Consider the following 21,010-nt stretch of genomic DNA (forward strand, 5'->3'; position numbering starts at 1 on the left):
ATGATGGTTCCTTTCGTGGGATTTCGTTGCGGGATTCCGCGGTCAGCGGCTGGTGACGCCCTCGCTGTCGGGCACGGATGCCGCGACGGGGGCGGTGAGGAAGCTCGTCGCCCACGCGACCGCCACGGCGACGACGGCGATGCCGATGCCGGTGACCACGGCGAGGACCACGCCCCCGCCGCTGATCGCCAGGCCGCCGGCCAGCGACCCGAACGCGATGCCGGCGTTGACGGCCGAGGCGGGCAGCGAGGACGCGAGCGGTGCTCCCGGCCCCGCGAGGGCGACGACCCGGTGCTGGATCGACGGGCCGGTCGCCATGCCGGAGAGCCCGATGCCTGCCACGGCCAGCGCGGCGAGCCATGGGTTCGCCCCCAACACGGCCAGCGCGACGAGCGAGATCGTCACGCCGATCGCGCCCACGATGAGCATGCGGGCGGCATCGGCATCGGCGAAGCGACCGCCGCCGAACGAGCCGACCGCGGTGGCGACGCCGTACACGAGCAGGAACACCGACACGACCGGTCCCGAGACATCCGTCACCTGGTCGAGGAACGGCACGAGATAGGTGATGGCCGCGAGCATGGCGGCGAAGGTGAGGAAGCTCACCGAGAGCACGGCGAGCACACGCGGGGCGAATGCGTGCCGGGCCTGCCCGACGGCGCCGTGGCCGGGCGGCGTGGGCACCGAGGGCAGCACGACGATCGCGAGCACGAGCACGACGGCGCCGGCTGCCACGACGGCGCCGAATGAGGCCCGCCAGCCGACCGCCTGGCCGAGCAGCGTGCCGATCGGCAGCCCGAGCGCGCTCGACAGCGCGAAGCCCGAGATGATGACGGCCATCGCCCGGCCCGTGCGCTCCTTCGGGACGACCGAGGTCGCGGTCACCATGGCGGCGGCGATGAACAGTCCCTGCACGGCGCCGATCACGACCCGTGCCACGACGAACAGCGGGTAGTCGGCGAACAGGGCGGGAAGCAGGTTCGCGACGACGAACACGCCGGTCGCCGCGATGAGCACGGGCCGGCGATCGAATCGCGTGGTGAGGAAGGTGAGCACCGGGCCGCCGATCGCGAGCCCGAGCGCGTTGGCCGTGACGAGCACGCCCGCGGCGGGAACCGAGACGGTGAGATCGGCGCCGATGAGATCGATCATGCCCACGACGAGCATCTCGGCGCAGCCCATCACGAACGCTCCGGCGAACAGGACGCCGAGCACCGCGGCCGGCCGGGTCTTCCCGTCTCGAGTGGTGTCCATGGTTTCTCCTGTTCGGCTGTCTGCAACCTAATGGTTGCATCTATCTCGGGTCGATGCAACCTTTGAGTTGCAGTTCTGCAACGCTCCTTCCACACCGGAGCCGCCGCCGCAAGGCCCGTGAGCAAACCGCCCGTCCGGCGTAGCGTCGTGCCAACCCGAAGGAGCGAGCTCCATGAGCAGTCCGACGACCCTCGTCGCCGACCGCTACCGGCTGGTCAAGCTGATCGGCTCGGGCGGCATGGGCGTCGTCTGGCATGCGTGGGACGAGCGGCTGCACCGCGACGTGGCCCTCAAGATGCTGCGCACCCAGCCCGACCTCAGCGACCGCGAACGCGAGGCCGCGACTGACCGGGCGATGCGAGAGGCGCGCATCACGGCCGGCTTGCACCATCCGCACGCGGTCACCGTGTTCGACGTGGTCGAGCACGAGGGGCAGCCGTGCATCGTGATGCAGCTGGTGGAGTCGACGCCGCTGTCGGCGCTCCTCCGGGAGCGCGGCACCCTGAGCCCGCGGGAGACGGCGCGGATCGGCGCCGAGGTCGCCTCGGCCCTCGCGGCGGCCCACAAGCTGCGCATCGTGCACCGCGACGTGAAGCCGGGCAACATCCTCATCACCGAGGACGGCTCGGCGATGATCAGCGACTTCGGCATCTCGCACGCCCTCGGCGACGCGACCATCACGGCCACCGGCATGGTGCACGGCACCCCGGCCTTCCTCGCCCCCGAGGTGGCGCAGGGCAAGCCCACGAGCTTCGCCTCCGACGTGTTCTCGCTGGGGTCCACCATGTACACCATGCTCGAGGGCCGGCCGCCGTTCGGCGCCGACCCCAACCCGCTCGCGCTCCTGCACCGGGTCGCCCGTGGCGACTTCCCTGCCCCGCAGCGTGCCGGCGCCCTGGATCCGCTGCTGCGCAGCATGCTCGCGTCCGACCCGAGGCGACGCCCGAGCATGAAGACCGTCGCCGCCCGCCTCGCGGCCATGCACGAGGGCACAGCGGATGCCGCGGCATCCGAGCTGCCGACGGTGCCGTTCGCGGCGGGCGCGGCCCCGGGCGCGGGGGCGGGCGCGGCCGCGGGGGCATGGCCGGCGGATGCCGCGACCTCCATCGAGTCCACGACGGAACGGCTCGACGACGGATCCGAGCCGGACCCACCGACGGTGGCCGCGCCGACCGAGCGGCTGGGCGAGGCATCCGGCGCGGTTCGCGAGCCGGTTGACGCGGCAGGATCGCCCACCGCCACGACCGAGCGCCTGCAACCGGACCCTCCTCCCCCGGCATTGGCGTGGCTCCTGCAGCCGTCCACCTCATCCGACGACGTCGCCGCCGGCCCCAAACCGCCGTCGCCCGACGCGGCGCCCGCGCACGCCGGGCAGGCCCCACGCCGCCGCGGGCTCGTGGTCGCCACCGTGGTGGTGCTCGGCCTGCTCGTCGCCGGCGGCGCGGTCGTCCTCGGCGCGCTGTTCTCGAACGCCGGCAACGTGGGGGCGGCGCCCGAGGCCGGCGGGTCATCCGCGCCCGCGACCGCGACCTCGTCCGCCACCCCGTCGCCCGAGCCCGCGCCGCAACCCGCACCCGCGCCGAGCCCCAGCGCGTCCGCCGAGCCGACGCCGACGCCGACGCCGCAGCCCGCGACCCCCGAGCAGCGGGTCGTCGACACCCTGACCGGCTACTACGCCCTCGTGCCCAGCGACCTGGACACCGCCTGGACGATGATGACGGCCGATTACCAGGAGAACCACGTCGGAGGGCGGGGCGCCTACGAGGACTTCTGGTCCACCGTCGCCGCCGTGCAGATCTCGGACGTGACGGCGACCGCCCCTGACCAGGGCCAGGCGACGCTGACGTACACGTTCACCGACGGCAGCGTGGTGCAGGAGGTCACGGCGTACCGCTTCGTGGACGAGGGCGGGACCCTGAAGATCGCCGCGACCGAGGTGCTCAGCAGCGTCGCGCTGTGAGCTGCCCCCGGCGGCCGGTCAGGCGCTCGTGTTCTGCAGGAACGCGAGCACCGCGGCGACCCGCCGGTGCACGCCCGACTCGGGCAGGCGCAGCTTCGTGAAGATCGCGTTCACGTGCTTCTCGACCGTCGACGACGACAGGAACAGCGCCTGTTCGATGCCCGCGTTGGTCTTGCCCGCCGCCATCTCCCGCAGCACCTCGAGCTCCCGCGGCGAGAGCGCCGCCAGCGGGCTCGACGCGCCGGCGGCGCTGCGCCGCCGCACCAGGGTGTCGACGATCTGCGGGTCGATCACCGAACCGCCGGTGCACACCTCCCGGAGCGCGTGCACGAGGTCCTCGAGGTCGCCGATCCGGTCCTTCAGCAGGTAGCCGAGTCCCGCCGAGCCGTCATCGAAGAGGGCCAGCGCGTAACTCTCGTCGGCGTGCTGCGACAGCACGACCACGCCGGTCGCGGGCGAGGCGGCGCGGATCGCGTGTGCGGCCTCGATCCCCTCCATGTGGTGGCCGGGCGGCATCCGGATGTCGGTGAGCACGGCGTCGGGCGCGAGTCGCCGCACCGCGTCGAGCAGCTCGACGCCGTTGCCGACCGACGCGACCACGTCGACCTCGCCCGAGTCCTCGAGCAGGCGCCGGAGGCCCTCGCGCACGAGGTAGTTGTCCTCGGCGATGACGACGCGCAGCACTCCCACGTCATCCAAGGCGATCACCGTCTGCTGTGGCGGGTGCGCCGGGGATCCCGTTCACTGGCAGGTCCACCAGCACGGTCGTACCGGTTCCCGACGGCTCGGCCGTCGACACCTGCACCGTGCCGCGTAGGGCGGCCACACGGTCGCGGATGTTCGCCAGCCCCCCACCCGTGGCCGACGCCGGCGACACCGTACCGAGTCCGCGACCGTCGTCGGTGATCGCGATGCGCAGGTGCCCGTTCGATCGCGCGAGCGCCACCGAGGCGTGCGTCGCATCGGCGTGCTTCGCGGTGTTCGCAAGCGCCTCGCGCACCACGTAGTACGCGGTCGTCTCGACCTCGTCGGGATACCGCTCCGCCCGAACCGCAGCATCGGCCTCGACCGACAGCGGGATCGGATACCGCGCCACGCCCGACTCGACGGCCGCCACGAGGCCGTTGTCGCTCAGCACCGGCGGATGGATGCCCTGGGCGAGCTCGCGCAGGTCGGTGAGCGTCTCGCGTGCCTGGTCCTGCAGCTCCGCCAGCTCCGCCGGCGTCAGCTCGCCCCGCTGCAGGCGGTTGCGGGCGAGGCGCAGACCCGCGATCTGCGCGACCACGTTCTGCTGGATGCCGTCGTGCAGGTCGCGCTCGAGCCGCCGGCGCTCGTCGTCCTGCGCGGCCACGAGCCGCTCCCGCGACGCGGTGAGCTCGACGAGCTGCTCGGCGAGCAGGCTGGAGAGTCGCACGTTCGCGACGGATGCCGCGGCCTGGCTCGCGACGGTGCGCAGCAGCATCCGCTCGGCGTCGCTGTACTCGCCGCGGTGGCGGGGTCCGACCTCGATGCGGCCGAGCGTCTCGTCGGCGTGGACGAGGTCGGCCGACTCCGCCGACTCGCCGGCCACGTCGCCGACGGTGCCCGCGGGCGATTCGGCGAGCCCGCCGTCCGCTCCGACCAGTCGGATCCGCACCCACGAGGCGTCGAGCCCGTCGCGCACGCCGGCGGCCAGGTGCGCGACCAGGTCGCGGGGCTCGCCCGCCTGCTCGAGGCGCGCGCCCAGCTCGCTGAGCATCCCGAACTGCCGCTCGCGATCGCCGAACAGGGCCAGGTGCAGGCGCCGTTGCATCCAGCTGCGGGCCGGAAGCAGCACGACCGCGAGGATCGTCGTGAGCAGGATCGCCGGCACGGTTCGCAGCGGGGGCGTCAACAGCAGCGCGGGCGTCGCGACCCCGGCGGCGTAGACGACCGTGATGAGCAGATTCGACGATCGCTCGACGAGCGCGCCGCGCTCGCCCGGCCCGATGTCGAAGGCGCCGTACCGGAGGATGCCGTGGATCGCCGCGACCGGGATGGCGATCATCGACGCGTAGACCAGGAACTCGATGCCCGGGACGCCCGGCGCGAACGTCCAGAGCACGAACGCGACCATCGCCGACCCCACGGCGAGGGCCATGACCCGGGTGCCCGCCCGCACCTCGGGCGACCCGAAGAGCGCACGGGACGCCAGGATTGTCACCCCGAGCGCGACGGCCGCCCACGACTGGACGACCAGGAAGAGCACGCCCGGGTACGCCCACTCGAGCCATGGCACGGCATAGGGGTTGGGGATCGCGTCGCCGCTGATGCCGATGAACGGCGACATCACGACGTATGGGGAGGTGAGCAGCGTCAGCGGGCCCGCGAGCAACGGCGTCCAGAGGAACACGACCGCGATCCGCTGCCACCGGCGCTCCGGGACGCCCGAGGGGAAGGTGGCGAAGACGACCAGCAGCGTCGACGTCGCCAGAGCATCGGCCGTCAGGCCGAGCACGTTGACGAGCGGGAACCACGGCTCCGCGAGGATCTCGAGGTTGCGGTGCAGGAAGGTCTCGTAGGCCGAGCCCACGAGCATCGCCGTTGCGCCGAGCGCGATGAGCACCGCGATCCGCGACGCCGACACCGTGAGCAGCCACATGCCGAACACGAACAGCGGCAGTGCGCCGAGGAGCGGCCAGGCGAGGCCGTGGTCCGAGTTGACGTCGGGGTCGAGGAACCCGCGGACGACGACGACGTAGACCAGCGCGGCGACCCCGATCGGGCCGAGCGTCGCGAGGCACACCCACCTGCGATCCACACCCCCATGGTCCTCCTCCCGGGCGGCCGGCGGGAGAGGGGCATCCGCACCAGCCCTTGGGGGCTGGCCTCCATCACCTGGGCGGTGCGCCGCCACGGGGCATCCGGCCTGCTGCGTTCCCGCGGGGCCACGGCTCCGCGAAGGTCGGGGTCGAGCGGATGCCACGACGGCGCGCCGCACGAGACAGGGAGTGAAGCTCATGCGCAGGATCTACGCAGGCCTGGCCTGGACCATCGCGGGCGCGGTCGTCGTGCAGGCCGCCGCCGTCGCCTTCGCGTTCGGCGGCATGCTCAACCTCGTGGCGGAGGGCGGCGTCGTCGACAAGGCGCTGCTGGAGAGCTTCCAGGCGGGAGGCGTCGGCGAGCTCGGGTTCGCGATCCACGGGATCGTCGGCGCGGGCCTCATCCCGCTGCTCGCGATCGCGTTGCTGGTCGTCTCGTTCTTCGTGCGCGTGCGCGGCGCGAAGCTCTGGGCCGCGATCACGCTCGGCCTCGTCGTGCTGCAGGTGACGCTCGGGTTCTCGATCGTCGGGGGGCCGTACCTCGGCCTCATCCACGGCGCCAACGCACTGGCGGTCGTCGCCGCCGCGACGGTCGCGGCGCTCCGCGTCCGACGCCCCGCAGCACACGAGGGCGCCGAGGAGGCGACGACCGATGCCGTCGCGGCGTGAGCTCGTCCGCAGGCTCGCGGTCGGCCTCGCGGTGACGACCGCGCTCGGCGCCGGCGCACTCGCCTGGAGCTCCACGCTGCTCGGCGAGTACTCGGTGATGGACATGGGGGCGGGGCACCGTGGGGCGGGCGCCCACGGGCACAGCGGCCACGCGGAGCACGCCGCCGGCGGGCCCGGTGCGTCCGCGGCATCCGGAAGCGGCGGCTCGACCGGCGAGGTCAGCGTCACCTCGCTGACGGCCGACCCCGACCGCCCGGCCGACGTGCGCGTCGAGCTCGTGGCCCGGCAGGAGTCGATCGACGTGCCGGGCGGCCGCACCGTCGAGGGGTACACCGTCAACGGCACCTCCCCCGGTCCCGAGATCCGAGCGCAGCAGGGCGACCTCGTCGAGGTCGTGTTCGTGAACGAGTCGGTGGCCGACGGGGCGACGCTGCACTGGCATGGCATCGACGTGCCGAACGCCGCCGACGGGGTCGCCGGCATCACGCAGGACGCGGTGCCGGTGGGCGGCCGCCACGTCTACCGGTTCGAGGCGTCGGATGCCGGCACGTACTGGTACCACTCGCACCAGGTCTCGCACGAGCAGGTCGTGGGCGGGCTCCTCGGCGCGGTCGTCATCGAGCCGGCCGAGCCGCCCGCCGTCGCGACCGAGGCCGACGTCACGGCACTCCTGCACGTGTACGGCGGCCAGCACACCCTGAACGGGCGCGTCGAGGACGCACACGTCGCCGCAGCGCCTGGCGACACCGTTCGCGTGCGCGTGATCAACAGCGACCAGGGCACCGCGTCCGTCTGGTCGGCGGCGCCGTACCGCGTGCTCGCCGTCGACGGCCACGACGTGAACGGCCCCGGCGAAGTGCGCGACCGCCGGCTCCTCATCCCGGCCGGCGGGCGAGCGGATGTCGCGGTGCGCGCACCCGCGGCGGGCGAGGTCGCGCGCCTGCAGGTGGGCGGCGCCCGCAGCGTCCTCGTCGGCGACCCCGGCGCATCCGCCCCGGCCGCGCGACAGCCGTCGGAGACGCTCGACCTCCTCGCCTACGGCGCATCCGCTCGCCTGTCGTTCGACCCGACGTCGCCGGACCGCGCCTACGACTACGTGATCGCTCGTCGCTTCGGCCTCATCGACGGACGCCCCGGGAACTTCTGGACCATCAACGGGCGCATGTTCCCCGATGTGCCGATGTTCCACGTGCGCGAGGGCGACGTGGTCGTCATGCACCTGCGGAATGACTCGGGCGACGTGCACCCGATGCACCTGCACGGGCACCACGTCGTCGTGCTCGCCCGCGACGGGGTCGCGGCATCCGGAAGTCCGTGGATCGTGGACTCGCTCGACGTGCACCCCGGCGAACGGTACGACATCGCGTTCCTCGCCGACAACCCCGGGATCTGGAGCGACCACTGCCATACGCTCCCGCACGCCGTCGACGGACTCGTCGCGCACGTCATGTACGAGGGCGTGACGACGCCGTTCACGATCAACGGCGAGGCCGGCAACCGGCCCGAGTGAGCGCGTCAGGCGTCGCCGGGACGGGCACCCGAGAGCCGTTCGACCGCCGATTCGATGTCGCCCGCGTCACGCTCGAGGTCCTCGACGTAGAGGGTCCCGGCCACGATGAGGCCCTCGCGGACCTCGAACAGGGTGACCCCGCGCACGTCGAACGGCTGCCCGTCGGAGCGGGTGCCCGTCCACGCCCACTCGCACCATTCCAGGTCGCCGTCCTGCGTCGACCGGACGAGCTCCGCTCGGAAGTCGGGTATGCCCGAGAACATCGCTCGCCAGTTCGCGCGCACCTGCTGCCTGCCCACGAAGGTCCGCCCGGGATGCGCAGGTTGCCGGCTGTCGTACTCAGGATGGAACAGGGCGACCATGGCATCGAGGTCGTGGAGATTCATCGCGGCGACGAGCCTGCCGATGACGGCGTGCATGGCTATGCGCCGTTCTGGCGCGGCGTCAGCCGGATCACGGGGATCTCCCGGTCGGTGATGCGCTCGTACTTCGCGAAGCCGTCGGCGGCGGCGGTGATCTGCGCCCACGCCGCGGCGCGCTCGGCCCCGTGCAGCTGCTCGGGCACGACGTCGATCCGCTGCCCCGCGTACTCGATGCGCACCCGGTCGGGATGGGCGCGGATGTTCCCGTACCACGCGGGGTTCTTCGCCGCGCCTGACGCCGACGCGACGATGAACCTCGCGTCGCCGCCGGCGGGGAACCAGCGCACCGGGTTCATCCGCTCCTCGCCGGTCTTGCTCCCGACCGTGACCAGCACGAGCTTCGTGCCGCTGCGGTCTCCCCTACGGCGAATGCGATCGACCATCATCCGGTTGCCCCACTGCTCGATCCGGCTGTGGCCTGGCTGGCGTGCTCCGCGCGTTCCGTTCGGGGTGTCGAAGGCCATGACGTCGCCTCCTCGGGTGGCGATCCTCCCTCCAGTATCCCGCGGATCAGCGAGGGCGCACCGGCTGGCGCAGCACCGTGCGCAGCTTCTCGGGAGCGGTGCGGCGTACGTCGCTGAGGTAGACCTCGTGGTGCGGGCCGTTGAAGGTGACGCCGTGCTGCGGCATCCACTCGTCGTGCAGATCTGCGAGCGTCGGCGCCTCATCGTCGTACGAGCCGACGTGCAGGATCTGGGCCGACGTGCCCTCGTGCAGGTGCAGCAGGCGGAGCCCGTCGAGTGCCGGATTCGCGTCGCCGCCGCCCTTCGCCGCCTTCGCGCGCGCCGCCTCGACGCCGGCGGCGACCGCCTGGTCGTCGATCCAGTCGGGCTGGGCGATCAGCATGGTCCAGTTCCACGAGGCCTTGTCGCGCGCGACGAACGCACGGGCGTCCTCGGCCCACCAGAGCCCTTCGAGCGGCGCGACGACGAGGTCGCGGCCGAGCGCGCGCCTGCTCGCGAACTTCACCGCGTAGGCGACGCCGAACAACGCCTCGACCGCCCGGCGATAGACCGGGGCGGTGTTGGGATCGCCGTGGCCGTCGACCGCGAGGTAGCGCATCGGCGGCACCTCGACCACGGCGAACCCCTTCGCCGAGGGGGCGTACAGCTCGCGATGGGCGCGCTTGACGTCGTACTTCGCCTCGGCCGGTTCGGTCATACCCGGATCGTACGGGGGCGCCCCGACAGTGACGAACGGATGCCGCGGGCGGGTGCTCCCCTTCCGACTGTCGGTGCCCGGCGATACGTTGGGCGACGGACCGAAGGGATGACGATGACCGACTCCACGCACCTCGACCGACTCCGATCCGACCTGGGGGGCACGCTCGTGCTCGAGGGCGATCCCGACTACGACACGGCGCGACTGGCCTGGAACCTCGCCGTCGACCAGCGCCCGGCAGCGATCGCCACCCCGGCCGAGGTCGCCGACGTGCAGGCGATCGTGCGCGCGGCGCGCGCGGGCGGCTACGGCGTCACGACCCAGCCCAACGGCCACGGAGCCGACGGCGACCTCTCGGGCGTGGTCCTCATCCGCCCGTCGCGCTTCGACGAGATCACGGTCGACCTCGAGTCCCCGCTGCTGCGCGTCGGCGCCGGCGTCAACTGGGGCCGCGTGCTCGAGCGCCTCGACGGCACCGGGCTCGTCGCCCTCGCCGGGTCGAACCCCGAGGTCAACGTCGTGGGGCTCGCGCTGAACGGCGGGCAGTCGATGTTCAGCCGCCGCTACGGCCTCACCGCGCGCTCGATCATCGCCGTCGAGCTGGTGGATGCCGCCGGAGAGATCCGCCGCGTCACCGACGCCGACGACGCCGACCTGATCTGGGCGCTGCGCGGCGGGGGCGGCCTGTTCGGCGTGGTCACCGCCATCGAGCTGTCGCTGTATCCCGGCGAGTCCCTCTTCGGCGGCAGCCTCGCCTTCCCGGCGCGCAACGCCGTCGACGTGCTCGCCGCCGCGTTCGAGCTGGCACGCGACATGCCCGAGCTCGGACTCGACATCGGCATGGCCCGGTTCCCCGACCTGCCGATGCTGCCGCCGCCACTGCGCGGCCAGACCCTCGCCACCGTCGCCCTCGTGCACCTCGGCGACGAGGACACGGGGCGCTCCTACGCCGACCGGCTCATCGCGGTGGCCGAGCCGGTCGCGAACACGCTCACGCCGTTCACCATCGGTTCCCTCGCCGCCGTGGCCGCCGAGCCCGTCGACCCCATGCCGAGTGCCGATTTCGGCGGCTCGATCGACCGGCTCGACGAGGCGTTCGCGCGCGAGTTCGTCGACGCGTTCCTCGCCGGCGCCGACCTCGGCCTCATGCGGTGCAGCGTGCGCGCGCTCGGCGGTGCCATCGCGGATGAGCTCGGGGCCGAGTCCTCGGCGGTGGGCGCGGTGCACGCGGGCGGGTTCCTGAATTCGGGCGTGGTGCTGTTCGACCCGACCCTCGATCCCGGCCCCGCGCTGCAGCCGCTGCGCGACCTCGTCGAACGGCATCCGGGCGACCGCACGGTGCCGACCTTCCTCGGGCTCGGATCCACGCTCGCCGACGCCTACCCCGCCGACGTCGTCGACCGGCTCGCGGCGGTCAAGCAGCGAGTCGATCCCGACGGAATCTTCCGCAGCAACCGGCCACTGACACGCGCGGCGGCGTGAGCTCCCCCGGTCCGGCCGCACCCGTGGGCGGCGCGTTCACCGAGACGGCACGGCTCGACGCGCCGACCGCGCGGGTGTTCGCCGCGTTCCGGGACGAGCCCATCCGTCGCAGGTGGTTCCGGCAGCCCGGCGATCGCGCACGTCAGACCTACGCGCTCGACTTCCGGGTGGGCGGCCGCGAGATCGCCACGACGGTCTTCGCCATGCCCGACCGGGAGGAGCACGTCGAGTACGCGTCGACGTTCATCGACCTCGTGCCCGACGAGCGCATCGTGCTGAGCTACAGCGTGCGCATCGACGACGTGCTGCGGTGGGCGGCGCTGCGCACCATCGGGCTCTCCGCCGATGGCGCCGGCACGCAGCTCGAGTGGACGGAGCAGTACCGCTTCTTCGCACTCACCGACATCCCGGCTCACGACGTCGCTCACCTCGTTGGGAGCACGCGGCTGCAGTTGAACGGGCTGGCCGCCGCGTTGGCCGACGCCGCGCCCGCGGCATCCACGCCCTAGGGGCTCGCGGCGATCCGCGCGAATGCGTCACAGCCGAGTCATCCGCCCGGTCTGAGCTTGCAACACACCGCCCGTGGGGTCACGGGCGCCAGGTCGAGAAGGGACCCACCATGTCAGGCCAGAATCCCACCGTCGTGCTCGTGCACGGCGCGTTCGCCGAGTCCGCCAGCTGGAACGGCGTCATCGAACGGCTCCACGCCGAGGGCGTCACCTCCGTCGCGGCCGCCAATCCGCTGCGCCGCCTTGACGGCGATGCCGCATACGTGCGCGACGTCGTTGCCGCCGTCGAGGGGCCGGTCGTGCTCGTCGGCCACTCGTACGGCGGGCTCGTGATCAGCGAGGCCTCCGCGGACAACGACCAGGTCGCGGCACTCGTGTACGTGTCGGCATTCACGCCCGAGACCGGCGACAGTGCGTTCTCGCTCTCGGCGAGCGCGCCGGGCTCGACCCTCGGCGATGCGCTCGACGCACACCCGATCGCGACCGGCGGCATCGAGTTCGTCATCCGGCGCGACCGATTCCACGAGCAGTTCGCCGCCGACGTCCCGGCGCAGGTCGCCGGCCTGATGGGCGCGACGCAGCGGCCCGTCACCGAGGCCGCGCTGAAGGACGCCGTGCAGGCGACCGTGCCCGGCTGGAAGGACCGTCCGTCGTGGCACGTGTTCGGCAGCGAGGACCGCAACATCCCGGCCGCCGTGCTCCGCGCCGGAGCCGAGCGCGCCGGCTCCCGCAGCACGAACGAGCTCGCGGGCGCCTCGCATGCGACGAGCGTCTCGCAGCCCGAGGCCGTCGCCGAGACGATCCTCGAGGCCGTCCGCGCCGTCGCAGCCGAGCGCGCCGCCGCGTAGTCCGCCGCCGAGCCCGTCCGCGGCGGTGCAGGCCGGTTCGGGCGCGCGGGATCCCGCATCGGGTCTCGCGCCCCCGCGGCATCCGGTGCAGAATCTTCCCCGGATGCCGTCACATCCGCGCGCGCCATCCGGTCTCAGCTGTCAGGGGGCGGATGCGGCCCCATCCGCCGACGGGACAGGACCGACATGGATGCGAACCTCGACGACGCGCTCGACGTCTTCACCGCGGTGCGACCGCGCCTCTTCGGCATCGCCTACCGCATGCTCGGCAGTGCGTCGGAGGCCGAGGACCTCGTGCAGGATGCCTGGCTGCGCTGGCAGGGCACCGACCGATCGGTCGTGCAGGACCCGCCCGCGTTCCTCGCCACGACGACGACGCGCCTCGCGATCAACGCGCTGCAGTCCGCACGCGCCCGCCGCGAGACCTACATCGGCCCGTGGCTGCCCGAGCCGGTCGACACCAGCGCCGATCCCACCCTCGGCGCCGAACGTGCCGAGGCGCTCGGCTTCGCCGTGCTGGTGATGCTGGAACGGCTCACGCCCACCGAGCGGGCCGCCTACGTGCTGCGCGAGGCGTTCGCCTACCCCTACGACCAGATCTGCGAGATCGTGCAGGTCTCCGAACCCGCCGCCCGTCAACTCGTGAGCCGCGCCCGCAAGCACCTCGCGGGCGAACGACGGCGCGAGGTCACCCAGGCCGAGCAGCGCCGCCTGCTCGACGCGTTCCTCGCGGCCGCACGCACCGGCGACCTCGAGGAGCTCGAGCACCTGTTCGCCGAGGACGTCGTGTCCTACTCCGACGGCGGCGGCGTCGTGCGGGCGTCGAAGTTCCCGGTGATCGGGCGCGAGCGGGTCGCGAAGTTCATCCGTGCGTTCCACACGCACTTCTGGGAGGGCGTCACCACGAGCCCCGTCGAGACGAACGGCCAGCCCTCGGTCCTCCTCTCGAGGGAGGGCGTGACGTTCGCGGTGGTCACCGTCGTCGCCGCGGCGAACGGCATCGAACAGGTGCTCTGGATGATGAACCCCGAGAAGCTCGCCGCGGTGAGCCCCCGTGCGTCATGACGTCTGCGCCGCCCGCCTCCGCGCCGCCCTGCAGCAGGGCGACGAGCTGGCGCTGGCGAGCGTGCTGAACCCCGAGATCCGCCTCTCCATCGATGCCGGCGACGAGACGGGGGGTGAGGTACACGGCCGCGCCCGCGTCATCCGCGTGCTGCGGGAACGACTGGCGAACCGGGCGGATGCCGCGATCGACGCCGTGCACGTGAACGGCGCCCCCGCGCTTGCATTGCGGCGCACCGACGGGCAGGTGCTCGGTGTGCTCTCCTTCGACCTCGGCGGCGGCACCATCGAGCGGCTGTGGCTGACGACGTCCGCCGGCAAGCTCTCGCACTGGAATCGATGAACGCGGCGGCTCGATGCGTCTTCGGCTCATTCCGTCACAGATCGGTCGGCGACCCGGTCAGAGCTTGATGACGGCAGCGGAGACACCGCGGCCCTGACGGAAGGCACCAGTCATGAAGATCGTCGTCATCGGAGGCACGGGCCTCATCGGCTCCAAGGTCGTCGAGCACCTCGCCGAGTACGGTCACGAAGCCGTCCCGGCGTCGCCGAACTCGGGCGTCAACACCATCACGGGCGAGGGCCTCGCCGACGTGCTCGCCGGCGCGAACGTCGTCGTGGACGTCTCGAACTCCCCGTCGTTCGCCGACGACGACGTGGTCGCGTTCTTCACCACGTCGACGAACAACCTGCTCGACGCCGCGCGCGAGGCCGGAGTGACGCACCACGTCGCCCTGTCGGTCGTCGGTGCCGACCGCCTGCCGAACAGCGGCTACCTGCGTGCGAAGGTCGCCCAGGAGAAGCTGATCGAGGAGTCGGGGCTGCCCTTCTCCATCGTGCGCGCGACCCAGTTCTACGAGTTCGTCGGGCGCATCGCCGACGAGGCCACCGTCGACGGCACGGCCCGGCTCAGTACGGGGCTGATGCAGCCGATGGCGGCCGCGGACGTCTCGGCCGCCGTCGCACGCGTCGCCGCCGGTGAACCCGTCAACGGCACCGTCGAGATCGGCGGCCCCAAGCGCGTCGGCCAGGACGAGCTCGTTCGCACCGCGCTCGCAGCGAAGGGCGACCCTCGCAGGGTGGTCGGCGACCCCGAGGCGCACTACTTCGGCACCCGGCTCGAGGGCACCGAGCTCGTTCCCGGCCCCGACGCGCAGCTGTCGACGACGACGTTCGCCGAATGGCTGGCTGCGCAGCCGGCCGCGGTGCAGGGATAGGTGCCGCGGCGGCGGCACGCGGCATCCGCTGATCGGATCGGCTAGGCCGGGTCGGGCTGCCGCCAGCCCTCGGGTCCGTCGGACCCCGCCGGGTACTCGTCGAGCGGCACCCGACCGGCCCGCCAGGCGGCGAGCACGGGCTCGACGATGCGCCAGCACTCCTCGGCGACGTCACCCCTGATCGAGAGGGTCGGGTCGTCGCCGAGGATGCCCTTCAGCACCTCGCCGTAGGGCAGCAGGGCTCCCGGCACCTGCTGGGCCACGAGCGTGGTCTGCTCGAGCGCGAACGGATCGCCGCCGCCGTTCATCGTCAGTCCGATCTCAACCTCGCCGGAGCTCAGGTCGAGCTCGATCCAGTCGGAACGGGGCGTGCCCTCGAGGCCCTCGATCGGCGCGGCAGGGCGGAACACCGCACGGGCGATCTTGCGCGCGCGCCCGAGGCCCTTCCCGGAACGCAGCAGGAACGGCACCCCGCGCCAGCGATCGGTGTCGATCCCGACCACGACCTGGGCGAGCGTCTCCGTGCCGCGCTGCGGATCGACGCCGGGCTCCTCGGCGTACGCGGGCAGGGAGCGCCCGTCGATCTCGCCGGCGCCGTAGCGGGCCCGCCTGCTGGAGGCCACCGGATCGTCGTCCCAGACGGCGGTCCGGCGCAGCACCGCCGCGATCGCATCGCGCAGCTCCACCTCGTCGATCCGTTCGATGGGCTCCATGGCGACGAGCGCGAGGACGGCGAGCAGGTGGCTCTGGATCATGTCGACGAGCGCCCCAGAGCCGTCGTAGTAGCCGGCGCGGCCCTCGAGTCCGAGCGTCTCGTCGTAGACGATGTCGACGCGCTCGATCGCGCCCCGGTGCCACACCGGCTCGATCATGCGGTTCGCGAACCGCGTGCCGAGGAGGTTCAGTACGGTCGCCCGGCCGAGGAAGTGGTCGATGCGGAAGACCTGGCGCTCGGGCACGATGCGGGTCAGCAGCTCGTTGAGTTCGTGGGCGCTGTCGCGATCCGAGCCGAAGGGCTTCTCGAGGGCGAGCCGCAGCCCGTCGGGCACGTCGAGGTGCTCGAGCACGAGGCAGACCCGCGCGGTCACCGCGGGCGGAAGCGCGAAGTACACGACGGGCGTGTGCGAGCACGCGGCGAGCAGGCCGGCGAGCGCGTCCGCGTCGGTCGCGTCTGCCCGCAGGTACCGCGTCGACTCGAGCAGCCGCGAGCGCCGCGGCTCCGGCACCGCCTCGACGGCATCGGCGACGAGGTCCCGCCACTCCTGCTCGGTGCGCTCGGTCAGCCCCGAGCCGATCACCTCGAGGTCCGTCTCATGCGCCGCGAGAAGCGTGCCGAGCCCCGGCAGCAGCAGGCGTCTCGTGAGGTCGCCATCGGCCCCGAGGATGAGCAGCGTCGCCGGATCCGTCATGCGTGCCTCCCGTGGGACGCGCGTCACACGAGGGCGCGCCTGCAGCCACGGTAGGCGCGATCAGGGCCGGCGCGCCACGTCGGCGGCGGGGTTGACACGGGCTGCTCAGCGGGTGAGCGCCGCCTCCTCGTCGAGCCAGCCCAGCTTGTCGGGGTTCGCAACGGAGTACAGGCGTGCGATCCGCCCGTCCGCGATGTCCATGCTGACCGCGCCGACCAGCTCCCCGGCGACCTCGACGCGCACGCCCGGCTGGCCGTTGACCCAGATCGGACGAGCCGTGAACGGCCGGTCGAGCTTCGAGAGCCCGCCCATGAGGTACCGCGCCATCTTGTCGGCGCCGACGATGGGCCGGCGAGCGGCCCCGCGCACCACTCCGCCGCCATCGGCGACGGACACCACGTCGGGCGCGAGCACGTCCATGAGCCCCTGCACGTCGCCGGAGCTCACGGCCGCGATGAATCTCGCCACGACGGCCTCCTGCTCGGTCCGGTCCACGGTCACCCGCGGACGGCGCGCTGCGACGTGGTCCTTCGCGCGGTGCGCGATCTGCCGCACGGCGGCGGGCGTCTTGTCGACCGCCTTGGCGATCTCGTCGTAGGGCACGTCGAACACCTCGCGCAGCACGAACACCGCGCGTTCGGTGGGTGCGAGCGTCTCGAGCACGGTGAGCATCGCCATCGAAACGCTCTCGGCGAGCTCGACGTCGTCGGCGACATCCGGACTCGTGAGCAGCGGCTCGGGCAGCCACTCGCCGACGTACTCCTCGCGGCGCCGCGACACGGTGCGCAGGTGGTTCAGCGCCTGGCGGGTGACGATCCGCACGAGGTAGGCGCGTGGTTCGCGCACCTCGCCCCGGTCGACGTCCTTCCATCGCAGCCAGGACTCCTGCAGCACGTCCTCGGCGTCGGCCGCGGAGCCGAGCAGCTCGTAGGCGACGGTGAAGAGCAGGCCGCGATGCGTCACGAACGGGTCTTCGCTCATGCGGGCGAGCCTACTTCGGCCGGGCGAGGGGCGATCGGGGCAGGGCCAGGGCTCCGCCAGCCCGTTGGTGCGTTGGTCATGTGTCCTCCGATGTTGGTGCACGAGTTCGTACCGTCGCCATGGAGACACCGGCCGCACGCCGGTTGTGACATCGGGGCAGGAGCGGGAGACCCGTCAGCCCCGCCGTAGCACGATCGCCGCCGGGAACCGGGCGATCACCGGCCGGTACCGCGGCTCCGCCAGGGCGGCCGCCTCCTCCGCGCCGACGATGCGGGGCGCCGTCGCCCGGTGGAGGGTGCCCTTCCACTGGAGCACCGCGCCATCCTCGGCGAGCACGTTCCGCGCCCAGTTCGTGCCGGTGCCCCATGGCAGTCCGATGAGGAACACGTCGTCGGCCACGGTGGGCACGAGGGCGATGGGGGTCGCGTAGTACGTGCCACTGCGGCGCCCGCGATGGTGGATGATCCCCCAGAGCGGCATCCAGCGGCGCCCGGCGAGCGCCATCGCGAACGGCGCCGACATCCGCAGCGCCCATCGTGGCGGACCACCCGCCCGCCGCGCCGGCTCGGCCATCATGTCGCCGCCGCCCGAGTCCGGCCGCCGTCAGCTCGGCAGCTCGACGGTGTACGACACGATCTCGGTGACGCGCCCGTCGACGAAGTCGTAGATGTCGCACGAGGCCACAACGGAGACGTCGCCGTCGGCCTCCGTGTAGCGGGCGAGCGTGTCGACGACGACGCTGTCCTCGCCGACGACGCTCCGGAACCGCTGGAACTCCGTCGTCACGTCGGCGAGGTACTCGGCCGTCTTCTCGCACGTCTTCTTCACCGCCTTCCGGCCCATCACGGGGTCGGTGCCGACGAGCGTCCACACGATGTCATCGGCGAGGTGCGGCAGTGCGACCTCGAAGCGATGGCTGGAGAAGGCGCGGGCGATCTGCTCGGTGGTGAGGTCGGTGTGCTCCATGTGCCGTGCCCTTTCGCGCGGCCTCCCGCGCCTCGCCGGTTTGCGGATGCGATCAGGCTCCTCCGGGCGACCGCCGTCGTCAAGGGCGCATCCGGGACCGACTGGAAGAATGACGCCATCGGCGGCGTTGCCCTCAGCATGAGAGCGATCGCATATTCGCAGACCGGTGACTCGTCCGTCCTCGCCCTCGTGGAGCGTGAGCTCCCCGAGCCGGGCGCACGCGAGGTGCGCGTCCGCATCGTCGTGTCGGGCGTGAACCCCACCGACTGGAAGGCCCGTGCCGGTGGCCGGCCCGGCACGCCGACCCCGTTCCCCGAGGTGGTGCCGAACCAGGACGGCGCGGGCGTCGTCGACGCGGTGGGCGCCGACGTGACGCACCTCGAGGTGGGCGACCGGGTATGGGTGCTCCTCGCCGCGCACGCCCGGCCGACCGGCACCGCACAGGAGTACGCGGTGCTTCCTGCAGAGCGGGTCGTCAGGCTCCCGGATGCCGCGAGCTTCGACATCGGGGCCTCGCTCGGCGTTCCCGCCATCACCGCGCACCGTGCCCTCACCGTCGCCGACGGCGGCCCGACCCGGCTCGCACCGGGCGCCCTCGACGGACGCACGGTGCTCGTCGCCGGCGGAGCCGGTGCCGTCGGACACGCGGCGATCCAGCTCGCCCGCTGGGCGGGCGCGCGGGTGATCACCACGGTCAGCTCGCCCGAGAAGGCCGCGCTCGCCACCGCGGCCGGGGCCCACCACGTGGTGAACTACCGCGAGGGCGATGCCGCTGAGGCGATCCGCGGCATCGCGCCCGACGGGATCGACCAGGTCGTCGAGGTCTCCCCCGCGCGCAACGCCGAGCTGAACGCGCGGGTGCTCGCCAACCACGGCACCGTCGCGGTCTACGCGACCGACGGCGGCGCCGAGATGACGCTCGACGTGCGTCACCACTTCGCGCTCAACGTGCGCTACCAGTTCATGCTGCTCTACACGGTGGGCGACGCGGCACTGGCGGCCGCCGCCGAGGACCTCGACCGGGCGCTCGCCGACGGCGCGCTCGACGTGGGTGAGGCGGCGGGCCTGCCGCTGACCAGGTTCCCACTCGAGCGCACCGCCGACGCGCACGACGCGGTCGAGGCGGGCACGGTCGGCAAGGTGCTCATCGACGTCGCCGATGCCTGACCCAAGCCGGCGGTGAGCCCGCGATAGGCTCGCCGCCGTGCCCGCCGCGATCGCCCTGACCGTCATCCTCGCCCTGCTCGCCGTCTTCCAGCTCGCGCTCGTGCTCGGCGCGCCGCTCGGGCGCTTCGCGTGGGGCGGCACCCACCAGGTGCTCCCCCCGCGACTCCGCGTCGGCAGCGCCGCGTCGATCGTGATCTACGCGGTGATCGCCGTGCTCGCCCTCGACCGCGTGGGCGCGATCGATCTCGTGCCCGACGTGGTGTCGACGGTTGGCATGTGGGTCGTCGTCGCCTACTTCGTGCTCGGCATCCCGCTCAATGCGATGTCGCGAAGCCGCCCCGAGCGCGTCACGATGACGCCGGTCGTCGCGGTGCTGGCGGTACTCAGCCTCATCGTCGCGCTGTCCTGACCGTGGCCTGTCCTGAGCCGTCGCCCGGTCAGGTTCAGTCCGCGAGCCGCGTGTGCACCATCCGCCAGTTGATCGGCGCCCAGGTCGCACCGCCATCGAACGAGAAGTCCTGTTCCCACACGGGATGCTCCGTCGCCGTCTCGATCCAGTGGAACCTCGCGAGGAAGGTGATGCCGTCGCGCTCCCCGGGGCCGACGAACGTGCCGACCCCGTCGTGGAAGCGCCCACGCACCGGATCGTCGAGGACGCCCGGGTTGGCGACGGAGGCCCACCAGATGGCCCACTCGTCGGCCTCGGGCGAGTAGAGGCGGAGGGTGAAGCCGTTGAACGCCGTGCCGTCGTCGAGCGTGCCGACGGTCTCATCAGCCGTGCCGAGTCCGCCGAGGATCGGGGCGACGTCGGAGCTCGATTCGAACGTGGTCCAGGTCGTGCACCCCGGGTCGAACGGATCAGCCAGCCGCTCGTGCCGCACAGACCATCGGCCGAGGATGAAGTCGAAGTCCGAGGCGCTCATGCCGTCACGCTAGGGCGCCCCTCCGACACTCGCCGCGGCGACGCCGGAGCGTGATGCCGCGCGCGAGGCCGGGGTGGCGCCGCCGCTCAGGCGTGCTGGTCGGGCTCGCCCTCCTCGGGCTCGACGGCCCACGACGGCGGCTCGTCCTTGCCCGTCTCCTCGGCCTTCTCCGCGTCGTCGGCGGTCGGCTGCACGGCGCCGGCCGCGTGGTGCACGGGGGCGTACACCGTGTAGAGCCGCAGCGGCACGTCACCGGTGTTCTCGACGTCGTGCCACGTGCCCGCGGGCACCTGGATGCTCCAGCCGTCGCCGACGTCCTCCTGGAAGCTCAGGTCGTCCTTGGACGGCCCCATCTTCACGCGGCCCCGCCCCGCGTCGAGCCGTAGGAACTGGTCCGTCTCGGGGTGCGACTCGAGGCCGATCGACTCGCCGACCGGAATGGACATGAGCGTGACCTGCAGGTACTTCCCGGTCCAGGCGACGGTGCGGTAGTTCGCGTTCTGCCTCGTCGCGGTCTCGATGTCGAAGGCGTTCGGCTCGGGCCCGTTGTCGGTGATGTCCATGGTGTCGCTTCCCCTTCCCACGATGGTCGGTCGACGGATGCCGCGTGGCGGCGTTCCTCCTCGAGGCTAGCCACCGCCGCCCCCGGCGTGCAGGGGTTGCGCGGCCGGCCCGTGTGGTGGAAGGCGC

The 21,010-nt window shown here is 72.6% G+C and carries 23 protein-coding genes; 11 read left to right on the plus strand and 12 right to left on the minus strand.

The window, feature by feature from the left end; translation table 11 throughout:
* Positions 1 to 42: 42 nt before the first annotated feature.
* Positions 43 to 1,254: an MFS transporter gene (locus J2X63_RS03940; protein ID WP_309974118.1), complete on the minus strand. Its 1,212-nt coding sequence runs from the start codon at positions 1,252 to 1,254 to the stop codon at positions 43 to 45.
* A 172-nt stretch (positions 1,255 to 1,426) separates the two neighbouring features.
* Between J2X63_RS03940 and J2X63_RS03945 the strand changes: the two genes are divergently transcribed.
* A complete protein-coding gene (locus J2X63_RS03945) occupies positions 1,427 to 3,214 on the plus strand; it encodes a protein kinase domain-containing protein (protein WP_309974120.1) in 1,788 nt (595 codons plus the stop codon).
* 18 nt (positions 3,215 to 3,232) lie between these two features.
* Here the strand turns inward: J2X63_RS03945 and J2X63_RS03950 are convergent, their stop codons facing one another.
* Positions 3,233 to 3,904: a response regulator transcription factor gene (locus tag J2X63_RS03950; RefSeq protein ID WP_309977781.1), complete on the minus strand. Its 672-nt coding sequence runs from the start codon at positions 3,902 to 3,904 to the stop codon at positions 3,233 to 3,235.
* Position 3,905: 1 nt separating this feature from the next.
* The gene (locus J2X63_RS03955) at positions 3,906 to 5,993 is read right to left on the minus strand and encodes a histidine kinase (protein WP_309974122.1); all 2,088 of its coding nucleotides are present in this window, start codon (positions 5,991 to 5,993) and stop codon (positions 3,906 to 3,908) included.
* Positions 5,994 to 6,192: 199 nt separating this feature from the next.
* On the opposite strand from J2X63_RS03955, the gene J2X63_RS03960 reads away from it, so the two are divergent.
* Together J2X63_RS03960 and J2X63_RS03965 are read left to right on the plus strand one after the other, a co-directional pair.
* The gene (locus J2X63_RS03960; RefSeq protein ID WP_309974124.1) at positions 6,193 to 6,663 is read left to right on the plus strand and encodes a hypothetical protein; all 471 of its coding nucleotides are present in this window, start codon (positions 6,193 to 6,195) and stop codon (positions 6,661 to 6,663) included.
* Entirely contained in the window at positions 6,647 to 8,173 is a 1,527-nt protein-coding gene (locus J2X63_RS03965; RefSeq protein ID WP_309974126.1) for a multicopper oxidase family protein, read from the plus strand. Before J2X63_RS03960 ends, J2X63_RS03965 begins: the two co-directional genes overlap by 17 nt.
* A 5-nt stretch (positions 8,174 to 8,178) precedes the next feature.
* Here the strand turns inward: J2X63_RS03965 and J2X63_RS03970 are convergent, their stop codons facing one another.
* From J2X63_RS03970 to J2X63_RS03980, 3 genes are read right to left on the minus strand one after another with little or no spacing between them, the layout of a single operon-like run.
* Positions 8,179 to 8,592 carry a nuclear transport factor 2 family protein gene (locus tag J2X63_RS03970; RefSeq protein ID WP_309974128.1) on the minus strand — a complete coding sequence of 138 codons (414 nt, stop codon included), beginning with the start codon at positions 8,590 to 8,592 and terminating at the stop codon, positions 8,179 to 8,181.
* A 2-nt stretch (positions 8,593 to 8,594) separates the two neighbouring features.
* On the minus strand, positions 8,595 to 9,059 hold the full coding sequence (locus J2X63_RS03975) for a nitroreductase/quinone reductase family protein (protein WP_309974130.1): 465 nt from the start codon (positions 9,057 to 9,059) through the stop codon (positions 8,595 to 8,597).
* Positions 9,060 to 9,105: 46 nt separating this feature from the next.
* A complete protein-coding gene (locus tag J2X63_RS03980) occupies positions 9,106 to 9,756 on the minus strand; it encodes a GyrI-like domain-containing protein (protein WP_309974132.1) in 651 nt (216 codons plus the stop codon).
* A 114-nt stretch (positions 9,757 to 9,870) separates the two neighbouring features.
* Between J2X63_RS03980 and J2X63_RS03985 the strand changes: the two genes are divergently transcribed.
* The 6 genes from J2X63_RS03985 (at position 9,871) to J2X63_RS04010 (ending at position 14,874) form a co-directional block, all read left to right on the plus strand.
* The gene (locus J2X63_RS03985) at positions 9,871 to 11,238 is read left to right on the plus strand and encodes an FAD-binding oxidoreductase (protein WP_309974134.1); all 1,368 of its coding nucleotides are present in this window, start codon (positions 9,871 to 9,873) and stop codon (positions 11,236 to 11,238) included.
* The gene (locus J2X63_RS03990) at positions 11,235 to 11,747 is read left to right on the plus strand and encodes an SRPBCC domain-containing protein (protein ID WP_309974136.1); all 513 of its coding nucleotides are present in this window, start codon (positions 11,235 to 11,237) and stop codon (positions 11,745 to 11,747) included. Before J2X63_RS03985 ends, J2X63_RS03990 begins: the two co-directional genes overlap by 4 nt.
* A 110-nt stretch (positions 11,748 to 11,857) precedes the next feature.
* Positions 11,858 to 12,595 carry an alpha/beta hydrolase gene (locus tag J2X63_RS03995; RefSeq protein WP_309974137.1) on the plus strand — a complete coding sequence of 246 codons (738 nt, stop codon included), beginning with the start codon at positions 11,858 to 11,860 and terminating at the stop codon, positions 12,593 to 12,595.
* 186 nt (positions 12,596 to 12,781) lie between these two features.
* Positions 12,782 to 13,660, plus strand: coding sequence for an RNA polymerase sigma-70 factor (locus J2X63_RS04000; protein WP_309974138.1), 879 nt, complete (start codon positions 12,782 to 12,784; stop codon positions 13,658 to 13,660).
* Positions 13,650 to 14,000, plus strand: coding sequence for a hypothetical protein (locus J2X63_RS04005; protein ID WP_309974139.1), 351 nt, complete (start codon positions 13,650 to 13,652; stop codon positions 13,998 to 14,000). The genes J2X63_RS04000 and J2X63_RS04005 overlap by 11 nt, the downstream gene beginning before the upstream one ends.
* 112 nt (positions 14,001 to 14,112) lie before the next feature.
* Entirely contained in the window at positions 14,113 to 14,874 is a 762-nt protein-coding gene (locus J2X63_RS04010) for an SDR family oxidoreductase (RefSeq protein WP_309974140.1), read from the plus strand.
* Between the two features lie 41 nt (positions 14,875 to 14,915).
* On the opposite strand, the gene J2X63_RS04015 is transcribed toward J2X63_RS04010, so the two are convergent.
* The 4 genes from J2X63_RS04015 to J2X63_RS04030 form a co-directional block, all read right to left on the minus strand.
* On the minus strand, positions 14,916 to 16,283 hold the full coding sequence (locus J2X63_RS04015; protein WP_309974141.1) for a glucose-6-phosphate dehydrogenase: 1,368 nt from the start codon (positions 16,281 to 16,283) through the stop codon (positions 14,916 to 14,918).
* Positions 16,284 to 16,388: 105 nt separating this feature from the next.
* On the minus strand, positions 16,389 to 17,264 hold the full coding sequence (locus J2X63_RS04020; protein ID WP_309974142.1) for an RNA polymerase sigma-70 factor: 876 nt from the start codon (positions 17,262 to 17,264) through the stop codon (positions 16,389 to 16,391).
* Between the two features lie 174 nt (positions 17,265 to 17,438).
* Positions 17,439 to 17,786, minus strand: coding sequence for a nitroreductase family deazaflavin-dependent oxidoreductase (locus J2X63_RS04025; RefSeq protein WP_309974143.1), 348 nt, complete (start codon positions 17,784 to 17,786; stop codon positions 17,439 to 17,441).
* Positions 17,787 to 17,867: 81 nt separating this feature from the next.
* On the minus strand, positions 17,868 to 18,230 hold the full coding sequence (locus J2X63_RS04030) for a nuclear transport factor 2 family protein (protein WP_309974145.1): 363 nt from the start codon (positions 18,228 to 18,230) through the stop codon (positions 17,868 to 17,870).
* 138 nt (positions 18,231 to 18,368) lie between these two features.
* Here J2X63_RS04030 and J2X63_RS04035 point away from each other — a divergent pair, with 138 nt between their 5' ends.
* Together J2X63_RS04035 and J2X63_RS04040 are read left to right on the plus strand one after the other, a co-directional pair.
* Positions 18,369 to 19,397 carry an NADPH:quinone reductase gene (locus J2X63_RS04035; protein WP_309974147.1) on the plus strand — a complete coding sequence of 343 codons (1,029 nt, stop codon included), beginning with the start codon at positions 18,369 to 18,371 and terminating at the stop codon, positions 19,395 to 19,397.
* 37 nt (positions 19,398 to 19,434) lie between these two features.
* Entirely contained in the window at positions 19,435 to 19,806 is a 372-nt protein-coding gene (locus tag J2X63_RS04040; RefSeq protein WP_309974150.1) for a hypothetical protein, read from the plus strand.
* A 34-nt stretch (positions 19,807 to 19,840) separates the two neighbouring features.
* On the opposite strand, the gene J2X63_RS04045 is transcribed toward J2X63_RS04040, so the two are convergent.
* Together J2X63_RS04045 and J2X63_RS04050 are read right to left on the minus strand one after the other, a co-directional pair.
* Complete coding sequence (locus tag J2X63_RS04045) at positions 19,841 to 20,320, minus strand: hypothetical protein (RefSeq protein WP_309974152.1); 480 nt, start codon at positions 20,318 to 20,320, stop codon at positions 19,841 to 19,843.
* A gap of 86 nt (positions 20,321 to 20,406) precedes the next feature.
* The gene (locus tag J2X63_RS04050; RefSeq protein WP_309974154.1) at positions 20,407 to 20,883 is read right to left on the minus strand and encodes a cupin domain-containing protein; all 477 of its coding nucleotides are present in this window, start codon (positions 20,881 to 20,883) and stop codon (positions 20,407 to 20,409) included.
* Positions 20,884 to 21,010: the final 127 nt, after the last annotated feature.

The sequence above is a fragment of the Agromyces sp. 3263 genome (genome assembly GCF_031456545.1).
In the GTDB taxonomy this organism is placed as follows: Bacteria; Actinomycetota; Actinomycetes; order Actinomycetales; family Microbacteriaceae; genus Agromyces.

Bases quoted from the DNA above. Each gene is read 5' to 3' on its own strand.
- J2X63_RS04010 (WP_309974140.1), top strand. From the start codon at position 14,113: ATGAAGATCGTCGTCATCGGAGGCACGGGCCTCATCGGCTCCAAGGTC.
- J2X63_RS04025 (WP_309974143.1), bottom strand. From the start codon at position 17,786: ATGTCGGCGCCGTTCGCGATGGCGCTCGCCGGGCGCCGCTGGATGCCG.
- J2X63_RS03940 (WP_309974118.1), bottom strand. From the start codon at position 1,254: ATGGACACCACTCGAGACGGGAAGACCCGGCCGGCCGCGGTGCTCGGC.
- J2X63_RS04020 (WP_309974142.1), bottom strand. From the start codon at position 17,264: ATGAGCGAAGACCCGTTCGTGACGCATCGCGGCCTGCTCTTCACCGTC.
- J2X63_RS04000 (WP_309974138.1), top strand. From the start codon at position 12,782: ATGGATGCGAACCTCGACGACGCGCTCGACGTCTTCACCGCGGTGCGA.
- J2X63_RS03945 (WP_309974120.1), top strand. From the start codon at position 1,427: ATGAGCAGTCCGACGACCCTCGTCGCCGACCGCTACCGGCTGGTCAAG.
- J2X63_RS04050 (WP_309974154.1), bottom strand. From the start codon at position 20,883: ATGGACATCACCGACAACGGGCCCGAGCCGAACGCCTTCGACATCGAG.
- J2X63_RS03965 (WP_309974126.1), top strand. From the start codon at position 6,647: ATGCCGTCGCGGCGTGAGCTCGTCCGCAGGCTCGCGGTCGGCCTCGCG.
- J2X63_RS04035 (WP_309974147.1), top strand. From the start codon at position 18,369: ATGAGAGCGATCGCATATTCGCAGACCGGTGACTCGTCCGTCCTCGCC.
- J2X63_RS04030 (WP_309974145.1), bottom strand. From the start codon at position 18,230: ATGGAGCACACCGACCTCACCACCGAGCAGATCGCCCGCGCCTTCTCC.
- J2X63_RS03995 (WP_309974137.1), top strand. From the start codon at position 11,858: ATGTCAGGCCAGAATCCCACCGTCGTGCTCGTGCACGGCGCGTTCGCC.
- J2X63_RS04045 (WP_309974152.1), bottom strand. From the start codon at position 20,320: ATGAGCGCCTCGGACTTCGACTTCATCCTCGGCCGATGGTCTGTGCGG.
- J2X63_RS03980 (WP_309974132.1), bottom strand. From the start codon at position 9,756: ATGACCGAACCGGCCGAGGCGAAGTACGACGTCAAGCGCGCCCATCGC.
- J2X63_RS03985 (WP_309974134.1), top strand. From the start codon at position 9,871: ATGACCGACTCCACGCACCTCGACCGACTCCGATCCGACCTGGGGGGC.
- J2X63_RS03960 (WP_309974124.1), top strand. From the start codon at position 6,193: ATGCGCAGGATCTACGCAGGCCTGGCCTGGACCATCGCGGGCGCGGTC.
- J2X63_RS03970 (WP_309974128.1), bottom strand. From the start codon at position 8,592: ATGCACGCCGTCATCGGCAGGCTCGTCGCCGCGATGAATCTCCACGAC.
- J2X63_RS03975 (WP_309974130.1), bottom strand. From the start codon at position 9,059: ATGGCCTTCGACACCCCGAACGGAACGCGCGGAGCACGCCAGCCAGGC.
- J2X63_RS04015 (WP_309974141.1), bottom strand. From the start codon at position 16,283: ATGACGGATCCGGCGACGCTGCTCATCCTCGGGGCCGATGGCGACCTC.